This window comes from Azospirillum sp. P4_B5 (genome assembly GCF_056402275.1).
Genome location: NZ_JBFUHT010000006.1, coordinates 66,110 through 79,463 on the forward strand (window position 1 = coordinate 66,110; position 13,354 = coordinate 79,463).

A 13,354-nucleotide genomic window follows, 5' to 3' on the forward strand; every position below is an offset into this window, starting at 1 on the left:
ATCCGTCGGCAGCCATCAGACCGGCACCACCGGCCCCGGCCGAGGCGCCTGCACCATCGGCATGGCGGCCTCCCGTGCGATTCGGCGAGGCAGGCGCAGGGTGAAGCCCGTGCCGTACCCGGCCGCCGACCGCACCGCCACCGTACCGCCCAGCACGCCTGTCACCGTACTCTGCACGATGTGCAGGCCGAGCCCCGAGCCCCCCTCGCCGCGCTTGGTCGTGAAAAAGGGTTCGAACACCTTTTGCAGATGATCCTCGGGGATGCCGGCCCCGTCGTCGGAAAAGTCAATGACGACATGATCGCCGCCGTCCGCACGGACCACGATCCGGATGATCCCCCGTTGCTTCTCGTCATAGGCGTGAATCAACGCGTTGATCACGAGGTTGGTCAGCACTTGGCTCAACGCGCCGGGAAAGCTGTCCATCTCAAGCCCCTCCGGACAGTCCACCTCGACCGTCACCTGCGTGCGTTTCAAGCGCGGCCGCAGGGAAAACAGCACCTCGTCGACGTAGGTCCGCAGATCGAAGGACCGCCGCTCGCCGGACGTTTGGTCCACCGCCACCTGTTTGAAGCTCTGCACCAGCGCCGCCGCCCGGTTCATGTTCGAAACGAGCAGACGGGCGGCCTCCGTCACCGTGTCCAGATACTCGGCCAGGATGGTCTTCTTCAACGTGCCCGAATCGAAACGGGCACGCAGGTCGCGGGCCTGTTCGGCGATGTGGCTGGCGGCGGTGAGACCGATGCCGATGGGGGTGTTGATCTCGTGCGCGACCCCGGCGACCAGTTGTCCCAGCGAGGCCATGGCCTCCGCCTGGATCAGGCTCTCTTGGGCGGCGCGCAGGTCGGCCAGTGCGCGCTCCGCCTCGTCGCGGGCAGCCGCCATGGCAGCCTCCGCCGCCTTGCGGTCGTTGATGTCGTAGAGCCAAGTCAGCAGCGCCGACTCCCCGTCCATCTCGATCTCGCCCCAACTCGACAGCACCCAGACGATCGTTCCGTCCGGCTTGCGGAAGCGCACCTCGGCGTCGCGGAACGGGCCTTCCCGTTCGAAGCGGTCGATCAGGGCCTGGCGGTCCGCCGGGTCGGCGTACAGCCGCTCGGCGGGCATCGGCAGCAGGTCGTCGCGCGACCGGCCCAGAATGATCTCCGACTGCGTGTTGCAGAACACCAGCAGACCATCGCGCCGCGTGATGTTCACCGCGATGGGGCTGGCCTCCAGTATCCGCAGCAGCCGTTCCTTGCCGGCGCGGACCTCCTCCTCCTGGCGGCGGCGCTCGGTGATGTCGGTCATGATGCCGACGTAGCGCACCGCCTGCCCGGCACCGTCGCGAATCGCCCGCCCCTGAGCGGCGATCCACATCCAGCCGCCATCCTCACGGCGCAACCGATAGTCATAGGCGTAGGCCGCCGTCTCGCCCCGCAGGTGGGCATCGATGGTGGTCAGCACGCGCCGCCGGTCGTCGGGATGCAGACGCAATTCCCAAAAGTCGGCGGGCATCTCCGGTGGCTCGGCGTAGCCCAGCATGCGCGGAAAGCTGTCGGACCACCAGCAGGTTCCCCGCTGGATGTCGGTGTCCCACACCGCCGCACCGGTGGCGTCCAACGCCATCTCCAGGCGGTCGGCCAGATCGCGGCGAACCGCGTCGGCCTTCTTCTGCTCCGTCAGATCGTAGAACCAGCTGATGTGGCAGCGCCGCCCTTCGAAATCGATGACGGTCGAACTCAGCGAACCCATGCAGGTTTCGCCGTTGCCGCGGCGCAGCAACACCTCCTGTCCGTCGAAGAGGCCATCGGCGTAGAGACGGTCGATGGCGGTCCGGCGGTCCCGCGGGTCATGATAGAGCGGCCACATGCCGTCGCGCCGGAGTTGCTCGCCGCTGACTTTGAAACAGGTGATGGCGCTGGGGCTGTGGTAGAGGTTGTCGCCGTCGCGCGTGTTGATGAGAACGCCGATGGGAGCGGTGTCCAGGATGGCGCGCAGCCGGTCCTCCGTCGCGCCGGAGGCGTTTGAGAGGCCCCCTTCTGAAGGCCCTGCCCCCATGCGCCGCGCCGCCAGAAAACCGGCGAGAAATCCGGCCAGGAGACCGGCGCACAGCGCAAGCAGCGCCACCGTCAGCGAATTTGCAATCATTGGGCCTCCCGCCGGCCCCAATTGAAACCGACGGGAGAACAAAATCAACGGTTATGACGCCGCACCATGCCATGGCATGGCGCCACAACCGTCGCCAATCAGCCTTTCAGCTTGGTCATCAGGATTTCGTTGACCAGGGCCGGGTTGGCCTTGCCCTGGGTCGCCTTCATGACCTGACCGACGAAGAAGCCGAACAGCTTGTCCTTGCCCGACCGGAACTCCGCCACCTTGTCAGCGTTGGCAGCCAGCACGGCGTCGATGGACGACTCGATGGCGCCGGTGTCGGTGACCTGGCGCAGGCCTTTCTTCTCGACGATGTCGGCCGGCTTCTCACCCGTTTCGAACATCGCCTCGAACACCTCCTTGGCGATTCGGCCGGAGATGGTGTTGTCGGCGATCAGGTCGATCAGGCCACCGAGGTTCTCCGCCGAGACGGGGCTCTCCTCGATCTCCTTGCCGGCCTTGTTCAGATAGCCGAACAGCTCGCCGGTGACCCAGTTTGCGGCCAACTTCGGGTCGCGGCCCTTGGCCACGGCCTCGTAGAAGTCGGCGCGGGCCTTCTCCGACACCAGCACGTTGGCGTCATAGGGCGACAGCTTGTACTCGCTGATGAAGCGGGCCTTCTTGTCGTCCGGCAGTTCCGGCAGGGTCTTCTTGATGTCCTCGACCCAATCCGGATCCAGTTCCAGCGGCAGAAGGTCGGGATCGGGGAAGTAGCGGTAGTCGTGCGCCTCCTCCTTGGAGCGCATGGAGCGGGTCACGAACTTGGTCGTGTCCCACAGCCGCGTCTCCTGGTCGATCTTGCCGCCGTCCTCGATGATCTCGATCTGGCGGCGCGCCTCGTACTCGATCGCCTGCATGACGAAGCGGATCGAGTTGACGTTCTTGATCTCGCAGCGCGTGCCGAAGGGCGCGCCCGGCTTGCGCACCGACACGTTGACGTCGCAGCGCATGGAGCCTTCCTCCATGTTGCCGTCGCAGGTGCCGAGGTAGCGCAGGATGGAGCGCAGCTTGCGCACATAGGCGCCGGCCTCCTCCGCGGTGCGCATGTCCGGCTCCGACACGATCTCCATCAGCGCCACGCCCGACCGGTTCAGGTCGATGTAGGTCTTGGCGGGATGCTGGTCGTGCAGCGACTTGCCGGCGTCCTGCTCCAGATGCAAGCGCGTCACGCCGACCGTGCGCGACGAGCCGTCCGGCAGGTCCAGAACGATCTCGCCCTTGCCGACGATGGGCTGCAGATACTGGCTGATCTGATAGCCCTGCGGCAGGTCGGCGTAGAAGTAGTTCTTGCGGTCGAACACCGAGTGCAGGTTGATCTGCGCCTTCAGCCCCAGGCCGGTGCGCACCGCCTGCTCGATGCAACGCTCGTTGATGACCGGCAGCATGCCGGGAAAGGCGGCGTCGACGAAGCTGACCTGGCTGTTCGGCTCCGCGCCGAAGGCGGTGGCGGCGCCGGAGAACAGCTTGGCGTTCGAGATGACCTGGGCATGGACCTCCAGCCCGATCACGATTTCCCAATCGCCCGTTTCGCCCTGAATGTACGACATCGGTCTCTTCTCTCGTCCGGCTCAGGCCATGAACGGCGGGGTGGCGGTGACGGCGGCGGCCTTTTCGATGACCTGACCGACGCGCAGCACGGTTTCCTCATCGAAGGGCCGTCCCAGCAGCTGGAGCCCCAGCGGCAGCCCGTCCGACCCGACGCCCGCCGGAACCGACATGCCCGGCAGGCCGGCCAGCGAGGCCGGGACCGTGAACACGTCGTTCAGGTACATCTGGATCGGATCGTCCATCTTCTCGCCGATGGCGAAGGCGGTGCTCGGCGCGGTCGGCGTCAGGATGACGTCGCACTGCTTGAACGCCTCGTCGAAGTCCCACTTGATGCGCGTGCGCACCTGACGGGCCTTGTTGTAGTAGGCGTCGTAATAGCCCGCCGACAGCACGTAGGTGCCAATCAGGATGCGGCGGCGGACCTCCTTGCCGAAGCCGGCGCCGCGGGTGTTCTCGTACATGTCCTTCAGGCTGGCGCCCTCGACCCGCAAGCCGTAGCGCAGGCCGTCGTAGCGCGCGAGGTTCGACGACGCCTCGGCCGGAGCGACGATGTAGTAGGTGGCCAGCGCGTACTTGGTGTGCGGCAGGCTGATCTCCACCGGCTCGGCGCCGGCCTGCTTCAGCCACTCGATGCCCTGGTCCCAGATCGCGGAGATCTCGGCGGGCATGCCCTCCACCCGGTATTCCTTGGGAATGCCGACCTTCAGGCCGCGGATGTCGCCGGTCAGCGCGGCGCGGAAGTCCGGCACCGCCATGTCGACCGAGGTCGAATCCTTCGGGTCGAAGCCGCACATCGAGCGCAGCATGATCGCCGCGTCCTCGACCGTGCGGGTCATCGGGCCGGCCTGATCCAGCGAGGAGGCGAAGGCGACCACGCCCCAGCGCGAGCAGCGGCCGTAGGTCGGCTTGATGCCGACGATGCCGGTGAAGGCGGCGGGCTGGCGGATCGAGCCGCCGGTGTCCGTGCCGGTGGCGCCCAGCGCGGCGCGCGCGGCCACCGCCGCGGCCGAGCCGCCCGACGAGCCGCCGGGGACGAGCTGGCGCGACCAGTTGCCGACCTCGCCCGGGCTCCACGGGCTGATGACGTTGCCGTGGTGCGAGGTGATGTTGGCCGAGCCCATGGCGAACTCGTCCAGGTTCACCTTGCCCAGCATGACGGCGCCGTCGCGCCACAGGTTGCTGGTGACGGTGGACTCATACTCCGGCTTGAAGCCGTCGAGGATGTGGCTGGCCGCGGTGGTCGGCACGCCCTTGGTGCAGAACAGGTCCTTCACCGCGATGGGCAGGCCCTCCATCGGGCCGGCCTCGTCCTTGGCGCGGCGGGCGTCGGAGGCCTTGGCCATCGCCAGCGCCTGCTCCGGCGTCTCGGTGATGAAGGCGTTCAGCGGGCGGATCGTCTCCACCGCCTTGACGTGGGCCTCGGTCAGTTCGACCGCGGTGAACTCCTTCTTGGCGAGGCCGTCGAGGGCCGCCGCCATGGTCAGATGCGTAAGACCGGTCATCACTCGACCACCTTCGGAACGACGTAGAAGCCTTCGGCCGTCTCCGGGCCGTTGGAGAGGACGGCGTCGCGGTAACCGCCGTCGGTCACCTCGTCCTTGCGGCGGCGCAGCGTCTGCGCGGCCACGCTGGTCATCGGCGGCACGTCCTGCGTGTCGACCTCGCCCAACTGTTCGACGAAGGTCAGGATTTGGCTCAGCTCACCCGCCAGGTGATCCAGTTCATCGTCCGGCACCTTGATGCGGGCCAGATGCGCGATCTTGGCCACGGTGGCCTTGTCGAGCGACATGCCTTCCACTCTCTTCCGAAACGTCTGGAAAAACGGCTTGGAAGCTATCACCCGAATTCTATTACCGCAATGATTCAGGGATATCCCTTCCACCGGCGTGCGCATCCGGACCGGCGGCGAGAGGCGCCTGGAGGAGAAAGCGCGGCAAAAAGTGTCGGGGCCGACGCCGCGTGGTGCGTTGGCGGGTTCCCTGTTAGATTGCCGAACATACCAATCAAATTCGCGCCGAAGCCACCTCACCTCACCCAACCGGGCAGGCTCTCAATGACGACATCACTGACGCTGGCGAAACGCCTTTTCCTCGGCTTCGGCATCGGCGTGGCGGGCTTTGCCGCCGTCGCCCTGTTCAACAACCTCGCGATGGCGCGGCTGAGCGACCTGCAGCAGGAGGGGATGCGGCGGGTCGCCGACGCCACGACGCTGACCGAACTCGCCGGCTATGACGGTCGTCTCTACAAGATCGTGGCCGACGCGCAGATCAACGGCTACAGCCCGCAGCACGCCGAACAGTGGAAGACCGTCCGCCAGAACGCCGAACTCTACATCCGCAAGACCGCCGGGGTGATGGACACGCCGGAAGAGCGCGGTTGGGCGGAGGAGGCGGAGAAGCACTTCGGAGCCGCCGTGGACATCTTCGAGAAGGAGATGCTGCCCATCCTGCGCAGCGGTCCCGCCGACGCACGGACCCGCGCCATGGACGACCGCATCGACGGCGAACTGGCCGCCATGTCGGACCTGTACGAGAAGATCAAGATGTCCACCGCCCGCGAGGCCAGGGAAGCGGACGAGGAGTTTGACGACACCGCCCGGCGTTACGGCATGGTCGGGGCGTCGATCTCGGTGGCGATGACGGCCATCCTGCTGCTGACCGCGCTGCTGACCACACGTGCGGTGGCCGGGCCGGTGCGCGCCATGACCGAGGCCATGCGCCGGCTGGCCGACGGGGATCTCTCCATCGCCGTTCCCGCGCAGAACCGGCGCGACGAGATCGGAGCGATGGCCGGCGCCATGCTGGTCTTCAAGGACAGCCTCCAGCGCAACCGCGTCATGGAGGAGGAAGCCCGGCAGGCCGACCAGCGCGCAACGGCGGACAGGCGGCGGCTGATGAACGAATTGGCGGACTCCTTCCGGACCGGCGTGCAGGACATGGTCAGCGCCGTCGCGGCGGCGGCGGGGCAGCTTCAGGGCAGCGCGCGCAGCATGACGGCCATCGCCGAACGGACAACGGTCCAGGCATCGTCCGTCGCCGCGGTGACCGAGCAGGCGTCGGACAACGTCCAGACCGTCGCCTCCGCCGCTGAGGAACTGAGCGGTTCCATCACCGAGATCGCCGATCAGGTCGACAGCGCCGCGCGCACCAGCCGGGCCGCTCTTGAGGAGACGCAGCGCACCAACGCCACGGTGGAAAGCCTGTCCGGCACGGCGGAGCGCATCGGCAGCGTGGTTCAGCTCATCCAGCAGATCGCCTCGCAGACCAACCTGCTGGCGCTGAACGCCACCATCGAGGCCGCCCGTGCCGGTGAGGCCGGCAAGGGCTTCGCCGTCGTCGCCAACGAGGTGAAGGGCCTCGCCAACCAGACCGCGCGCGCGACGGAGGAGATCACGTCCCAGATCCAGGCGATCCAGAAGGAGACCCACGACGCCGTGTCGGCGATCCGCGACATCGCCGACACGGTGCGGCAGGTGAACGACATCGCCGGCGCCATCGCCCTGGCCGTGGAACGCCAGTCCGCGGCGACCGGGGCGATTTCGCGCAATGTCCAGCAGGCCGCCCAAGGCACCGCCGACGCCTCGCGCAGCATCCTGCAGGTGAACGACGCTTCCCGCGAGGCCGGGCAGGCGGCGGCGGATGTGCTGGCGGCCGCCAATAGCCTGGGCAACCATGCCCAGGCCATGCGCCGAGCGGTGGACGAGTTCGTCCAGCGCATCCGCAGCGCCTGACCTCGCGAAGGCGCCCGACGCCGGACGTTGGGCCGCGTCAACCTTCGCCGCGTGCCGCGTCCCAACGCACCCGGTCGATGCGCAGGGTGAAAAGGGCAAGCCGGTCGCCCCAGGGCGCCCTCCGCTCCTCGACGGCGATCGGGACGAATCCCAGCGCGGCGTAGAGAAGAAGTCCCGGGGTGTTGGTGTTGAAGCAACGCAGCACAAGCTCGGGCAAGCCGTGATGGTCGAATGCGCGGTCCATCATGATGCGCACCAGATGCTTCGCCACGCCGGTTCGCCGAGCCCAGGGCGCCACACTGACATTGCCCAGGCTGGCGCTGCATTCCGCCTCGAAGGTGGCGAAGTTCGCATAGCCGACCACCTCGCCACCGCGCAGCACCACCATGGGATCGCGGCGTACGGCCAGCGAGGCGCGCACCTGTTCCGGAGTCAGCGGCCACGTCGCGCGGGGGAAGAGGAAATACAGCTCCTCCCGATCACGGGCGAACCGGCAGAGGTTGGGAATGTCGGCATCGGCCAAAGGGCGGTGGCTGAATGCAGCCGCGGGAGCCGGATCGGTGGCGGAGGTGGGCATGGAGGGACTCCGGAATTCACATGCGCTAGAATAAGTATGCCGGAGAACAACTCAAGCGGCTTCGCTGCGCCATTGCATCGCCCAACATCTCCGCCGGGCTTGCCGTTCCGGCAGACGGCTTCTATGGTTCGCGGCATGATCCATACGCTTCCCGAACTGGCCGCCCGCCTGGGCCGGGGCCAGCGCCTGCTCGGCCTCGACGTCGGCACCAAGACCGTCGGCATGGCCGTGTCCGACCCGAACTTCGTCGTCGCCTCGCCGATCGGCACGCTGAAGCGCACGAAGTTCACCCAGGACGCCCGCGAGCTGTCGCGGACGCTGCGCGATTACGGGATCGGCGGGCTGGTGATCGGGTTGCCGCTGAATATGGACGGGTCGGAGGGGCCGCGCGCCGAATCCACCCGCGCCTTCGCCAAGAACCTGATGGAGCGGTCCGACCTGCTGGGCTGGGACGCCGAGATCGCCTTCTGGGACGAGCGGCTGTCGACCTCCGCGGTGGAGCGTTTCATGATCGGCGAGGCCGACATGACCCGCAAGCGCCGGGACGAGGTGGTGGACAAGATGGCCGCCGCCTACATCCTGCAAGGCGCGCTGGACGCGCTCGCCCACATCCGCCGCATGGAGCGGGAGCAGCGGGAGCGCGACGAGTACGACAACGACATTGGCGGCCACCGCGGCGGTGACAGCGGCGGCGGCCACAGCGGCGACAACGGGGACGCCTGACGGCCCCATGCTGCCCATCGCCGGGGCGCTGGCCCCGATCTTCCTGCTGATCCTGTTCGGCCAGGGGCTGCGCCGCCGCGCCGTGATCCCCGACTACGCCTGGCCGTCGCTCGACCGGCTGACCTATCTGCTGTTCTTTCCCTGCCTGATCGTGGACGAACTGACGCGGACCGACCTGCGCGCGCTGTCCATGGGCTCCATGGGCGGGACGATGGCGGCGGGGATATTCGCCGGCGCCGCCCTGGCGCTCGCCGTCCGGCGCCCGATCGGGCTGGACGGTCCGGCCTTCACCTCGGTCTTCCAGGGGGCGATCCGGCCCAACACCTATGTGGGGCTTGCGGGGGCCAGCGCGCTCTACGGGTCCGCCGGGCTGACGCTGACGGCGGTGGGCATCGCCGTGGTGGTGCCGCTGGTCAATCTGCTCTGCGTCACGGCGATGGTGCACTATGGCCGCGTGACGGACGGAGCGCCGCAGCGCAACGGCGTCGGCGCGGTGGTCTCCGGCATCCTGCGCAACCCGATCATCATCGCCGTCGCCATCGGCGCCGCCCTGAACCTGGGCGGGATCGGCCGGATTCCGGTGATCGGGGACGTGGTGGGCATTTTGGCGCGGGCCGCCCTGCCCATGGGATTGCTCTCGGTCGGCGCCGGGCTGGACCTCGCCGCGGCGCGCGGCGCCGGGCTCGGCGTGGCGCTGTCCAGCGTCCTGAAGCTGTTGCTGGTCCCTGCCGCGACGGCGCTCGCCGGGTCCTGGCTGGGGGTGGGCGGGCTGCCGCTGACCATCGCGGTGCTGTTCAACGCCCTGCCCTGCTCGGCCAGCTCCTACGTCCTGGCCCGGCAGATGGGCGGCGACCACGCGCTGGTGGCCGGCATCATCACCGTTCAGACGCTGGCTTCCGCCGCCACGCTGCCCTTGGTCGTCACCTTGGCGGGATGACGGTCCGTCGTCCTTAATGATTCGTTAGGCACCGAGCGCGAACACTACCCTGGATAGTTCATGCCAGAAGCTTGCGCAGCCATGACCATCCTCCCCGCAGCGTCCCACAGCCCAAGCCCGTCCTTTGCGGCGTCGGGAAAGGTTTCAGGACATGGTCCGATTGCAGCGACCTCCCCGTCGGCCGAACCACCCTCCTCCGGGCCTGTGGACACGGTCAGCCTCTCCACTGAGGCGCAATTTCGGATGAGCAACGCGACGAGGTTCACCGTAACCGCCGACTCGCTGGCTCAAGCCGCGGCGGCCGCGAAGACGATACCGGGACTGAACGCCGACGCGGAACGCTTCACACCCGAAGCAATGGCAGCCCATGCCGAGTGGCGGGAAAAGCACACGGACTATAAAGGCAAGGTCCGCGATCTCGTCGACCAGACTTTCGGTCTCAGCGCCGACCGAAACGGTTGGGCGGCGGGCGGAGCCGCGCTGACCGCCATAAAGAACCTGGCGGAAAAGAATGGTCTGATCGAACCGAAAATGCCCCCGGCCGTAGCCAACATGCTGCAGACGACGGGTGAAAGCATGTGGACCGACAAAAGCGGCGGAACCACCGGCATGTTCGACATCGCTTTCCTGCCGAATGGCGCGGAGAAAGGCGGCAACCTCCGCATCCTGTTCGACAGCGGCAAGAAGCCCGGCGCCGACGGCTCTCTGGTCGATTTGAAGAACGGCGGTGCGAACGCTCAGGACGCCTTGGCCAAAATCAAGACCTCGGCGCTTGGCGCATCGCTGGACAGCGCGGGCGGTTGGAATCCAGGCGGCTCGGCCAACGCCTACGCTCTCACCAACGGCAAGAACGGCGGCGGCGCCGAAGTCTTCGGCATGGTCATTGCCAACAACGCCGACGATTACGCCAGGGTGAATTCCAAGACGATCTTGGAAACCATCCACAGCCTCCTTGGCTGAGGCTGCCGCAACGGTTTTCCGTGACCGCTCATGGCGGTTCGGGTGCTCCCTGCGGGAAACACTCCAGCCCGTCGTCGATGGCGTAGTAATCGCCCTTGTCCGCCGCATAGATATGCCGCAGCGTCGTCAGGCCGGTCGGCTGGTCCATCGTGCCGGCGGCGATGTCGAACAGGTCCGACTCGTCGCCACTCCAGAACAGCGACGAACCGCAGCGCGAGCAGAAGCCACGCTGCGCCTTCGCCGAGGAACGGTACCAGGACAAGGTGTCCTGCGCCTCGATGACGACCGTCTCGCGCGGAATGGTGATGTAGGCGCCGAAATGGCCGTGGAAGCGCCGGCACTGGCCGCAGTGGCAGTTCACCACCCCCATGGGCCGCTCGGTCGCCTTGTACCGGACGGCGCCGCACAGGCAACCGCCCGTCAGAACTCCGCTGTCGCTCATCGGTCCGCTCCCGTCCGTTTCCTCGATAAGGGGTAGGTCAGCCCTGCCAGAAGGGCTTGTCGGCCTCGGTCACCGCGTCGGCGCGGGACAGGCCGATGTCCTGCAACAGATGATCGGGCAAAGCCTCCAACGCGCGCCGCTGGCGCCGCCGCTCGTTCCAGGTCGCCACCGTGTCGAACAGGACGACCAGCGTACCGCCAATCCCCTGGCCGGGCCGCTCCCGCGCATCGCTACGGGTGCTCATGCTGCCGTTCATGCCGTCATTCATGCTCTGGGCCATGACCGCGTCTCCTCTTGTGTCGGTCGTCGGAGCCTGTCGCCCGACGTTCCGGACTGTGTTCCGTGACTGGAGGATGGGCCACCCGGTCCTTGCGCACAAACGACGCTTTCTCATAGTTTGGATTAGGAAAACTAATCCGAAGACAACGTCCCGGAATCACTCCATGGCCCGCCGCCTGCCGCCGCTGAACGCCCTGCGCGCCTTCGAATCCGCCGCCCGCCACCTGTCCTTCACCAAGGCGGCGGAGGAGCTTCACGTCACCCAGGCCGCGGTCAGCCATCAGATCAAGGGGCTGGAGGAATGGCTGGGCATGCCGCTGTTCCGCCGGATGAACCGCGCGCTGATCCTGACGGAGACCGGGCAATCCTATCTGCCGCCGGTGCGCGATGCGCTCGACACGCTGTCGCACGCCACGGAACGGCTGTTCCGTATGGACGGGTCCGGCGCGCTGACCATATCCACCATGCCCAGCTTCGCGGCGAAATGGCTGGTCATGCGGCTGGGCCGTTTCCAGGCCCGCCATCCGGAGCTGGAGGTGCGGCTGCACACCACCCCGCAGCTCGTGGATTTCACCCAGCAGGACGTGGACATCGGCATCCGCTTCGGCGCCGGAAACTGGCCCGGCCTGCGCTGCGAGCGGCTGATGACCGAGGACATCTATCCGGTGTGCAGCCCGTCCCTTCTGGCCGGCCCCCGCCCCCTGTGCCGACCGGAGGATCTGCGCCACCATACGCTGCTCCACGACGACTATTTCATCACCTGGGGCACCTGGGGCGAGGCGGCGGGGATCGAGGGGCTGGACCACGCCCGCGGCCCGCGCTTCGACGATTCGGCGCTGCTGCTCCAGGTCGCGGCGGAGGGCGGTGGCGTGGCGCTGGCGCGCGGCGTCCTGGTGGCGGACGACGTGGCCGCCGGTCGGCTGGTCCGGTTGTTCGACGTCCATCTGCCAGGCAACTACGCCTATTATGTCGCTGCCCCGCCCCATTACTTCTCGCGCCCGAAGGTGAAGGCGTTCCGCGACTGGCTGTTCGAGGAGGCCGCCGCCGATCCAGCCGCCGGCCACAGCCGGGCCTTGTCCGCGGCCGAGTCCGCCACAACCTTTTCTCCAGACGCCTGAACAGACGCCTGACCGGGGAAAGGTTGCGCCATGACGCCCGCACGCCCACTCGCCCTCGCCGCCCTCCTGTCCGCTTCACTGACCTGGCCCGCCGCCGCCCACCACGGCTGGGGCGGTTACGAGTCGGGGCAGGAGATGACGCTGACCGGCACCGTGCAGCAGATCGCCTTCGACAACCCGCACGCCATGCTGAATCTCCAGGCCGACGGCAAGCTCTGGCACGTCGTGCTCGCCCCGCCCAGCCGGATGAGCACGCGCGGCCTGCCCGCCGATTCGATCAAGCCCGGCCAGACCGTGACGGTGGTCGGCTATCCCGCCAAGTCCGACCCGGCGGAGTTGCGGGCGGAGCGCATCACCGCCGCCGACAAGACCATCGAGCTGCGCTGACGGCGGCCCCCGCATGGACCATGACCTCGGCCCCACCGGCCCCGACTGGCTCGTCGCGCTGGAGACGTCCGGGCTCGGCGAGTCGCTGCGCCAGTCGATCTGGCTCTACCCGCTGGTCGAGATCGCGCACATCCTCGGATTTGCTGTGCTGGTCGGGTCGATCCTGGCCTTCGACCTGCGGCTGATCGGGGTTCGGGCGCCGCTGCTGCCGGCCGATGCGCTGGCGCGGCTGATCCTGCCGGTGGCGGTGACGGGATTCGCGCTGGCGGTGCCGACCGGCCTCCTCCTCTTCACGACGGAGGCGACGGCGCTGGCCGGCAACCCGGCCTTTCTGGCGAAGCTGGCGCTGATCGGGCTGGCCTTGCTGAACATCCTGGCCTTCCACCGGTTCGCCGGACGGCGCATGACGGACTGGAGCCTGTCGGACCGCCCCCCGCCGGGCGCCCGGTTCGCGGGTGCCGCCTCGCTCGCGCTGTGGGTCGGCGTCCTGGCCTGCGGGCGGCTCATCGCCTACCTTTAA

General features: G+C 67.8%; 14 protein-coding genes. 7 read left to right on the forward strand and 7 right to left on the reverse strand.

Annotation, left to right across the window (positions count from 1 at the left end; genetic code table 11):
• Positions 1-15: 15 nt before the first annotated feature.
• The 4 genes from AC1DVI_RS06380 to gatC all read right to left on the reverse strand — a co-directional run bounded on the left by AC1DVI_RS06380 (position 16) and on the right by gatC (position 5,470).
• Positions 16-2,130: a PAS domain S-box protein gene (locus AC1DVI_RS06380; RefSeq protein WP_476957209.1), complete on the reverse strand. Its 2,115-nt coding sequence runs from the start codon at positions 2,128-2,130 to the stop codon at positions 16-18.
• Between the two features lie 98 nt (positions 2,131-2,228).
• Positions 2,229-3,680: an Asp-tRNA(Asn)/Glu-tRNA(Gln) amidotransferase subunit GatB gene (gene gatB / locus AC1DVI_RS06385; protein ID WP_476957210.1), complete on the reverse strand. Its 1,452-nt coding sequence runs from the start codon at positions 3,678-3,680 to the stop codon at positions 2,229-2,231.
• A 21-nt stretch (positions 3,681-3,701) separates the two neighbouring features.
• Entirely contained in the window at positions 3,702-5,183 is a 1,482-nt protein-coding gene (gene gatA / locus AC1DVI_RS06390; RefSeq protein WP_476957211.1) for an Asp-tRNA(Asn)/Glu-tRNA(Gln) amidotransferase subunit GatA, read from the reverse strand.
• On the reverse strand, positions 5,183-5,470 hold the full coding sequence (gene gatC / locus AC1DVI_RS06395) for an Asp-tRNA(Asn)/Glu-tRNA(Gln) amidotransferase subunit GatC (RefSeq protein WP_014198426.1): 288 nt from the start codon (positions 5,468-5,470) through the stop codon (positions 5,183-5,185). The genes gatA and gatC overlap by 1 nt, the downstream gene beginning before the upstream one ends.
• Positions 5,471-5,734: 264 nt before the next feature.
• Here gatC and AC1DVI_RS06400 point away from each other — a divergent pair, with 264 nt between their 5' ends.
• Positions 5,735-7,411, forward strand: a complete 1,677-nt coding sequence (locus AC1DVI_RS06400) for a methyl-accepting chemotaxis protein (protein WP_476957212.1) — start codon at positions 5,735-5,737, stop codon at positions 7,409-7,411.
• A gap of 37 nt (positions 7,412-7,448) precedes the next feature.
• On the opposite strand, the gene AC1DVI_RS06405 is transcribed toward AC1DVI_RS06400, so the two are convergent.
• Positions 7,449-7,988: a GNAT family N-acetyltransferase gene (locus AC1DVI_RS06405; RefSeq protein WP_476957213.1), complete on the reverse strand. Its 540-nt coding sequence runs from the start codon at positions 7,986-7,988 to the stop codon at positions 7,449-7,451.
• A gap of 135 nt (positions 7,989-8,123) precedes the next feature.
• On the opposite strand from AC1DVI_RS06405, the gene ruvX reads away from it, so the two are divergent.
• The 3 genes from ruvX (at position 8,124) to AC1DVI_RS06420 (ending at position 10,608) form a co-directional block, all read left to right on the forward strand.
• Positions 8,124-8,711, forward strand: coding sequence for a Holliday junction resolvase RuvX (gene ruvX / locus AC1DVI_RS06410; protein ID WP_476957214.1), 588 nt, complete (start codon positions 8,124-8,126; stop codon positions 8,709-8,711).
• A gap of 7 nt (positions 8,712-8,718) precedes the next feature.
• Positions 8,719-9,648: an AEC family transporter gene (locus tag AC1DVI_RS06415; RefSeq protein WP_476957215.1), complete on the forward strand. Its 930-nt coding sequence runs from the start codon at positions 8,719-8,721 to the stop codon at positions 9,646-9,648.
• Between the two features lie 243 nt (positions 9,649-9,891).
• Complete coding sequence (locus AC1DVI_RS06420) at positions 9,892-10,608, forward strand: hypothetical protein (protein ID WP_476957216.1); 717 nt, start codon at positions 9,892-9,894, stop codon at positions 10,606-10,608.
• A gap of 28 nt (positions 10,609-10,636) precedes the next feature.
• Here the strand turns inward: AC1DVI_RS06420 and AC1DVI_RS06425 are convergent, their stop codons facing one another.
• Entirely contained in the window at positions 10,637-11,050 is a 414-nt protein-coding gene (locus tag AC1DVI_RS06425; RefSeq protein ID WP_476957217.1) for a GFA family protein, read from the reverse strand.
• Positions 11,051-11,087: 37 nt separating this feature from the next.
• Entirely contained in the window at positions 11,088-11,330 is a 243-nt protein-coding gene (locus tag AC1DVI_RS06430; protein ID WP_476957218.1) for a DUF1127 domain-containing protein, read from the reverse strand.
• 163 nt (positions 11,331-11,493) lie between these two features.
• On the opposite strand from AC1DVI_RS06430, the gene AC1DVI_RS06435 reads away from it, so the two are divergent.
• The 3 genes from AC1DVI_RS06435 to AC1DVI_RS06445 are packed head-to-tail and all read left to right on the forward strand — an operon-like array spanning position 11,494 to position 13,354.
• The gene (locus AC1DVI_RS06435; RefSeq protein WP_476957219.1) at positions 11,494-12,447 is read left to right on the forward strand and encodes a transcriptional regulator GcvA; all 954 of its coding nucleotides are present in this window, start codon (positions 11,494-11,496) and stop codon (positions 12,445-12,447) included.
• A 30-nt stretch (positions 12,448-12,477) separates the two neighbouring features.
• A complete protein-coding gene (locus AC1DVI_RS06440; RefSeq protein ID WP_476957220.1) occupies positions 12,478-12,834 on the forward strand; it encodes a DUF6152 family protein in 357 nt (118 codons plus the stop codon).
• 13 nt (positions 12,835-12,847) lie between these two features.
• A complete protein-coding gene (locus AC1DVI_RS06445; protein ID WP_476957221.1) occupies positions 12,848-13,354 on the forward strand; it encodes a DUF6644 family protein in 507 nt (168 codons plus the stop codon).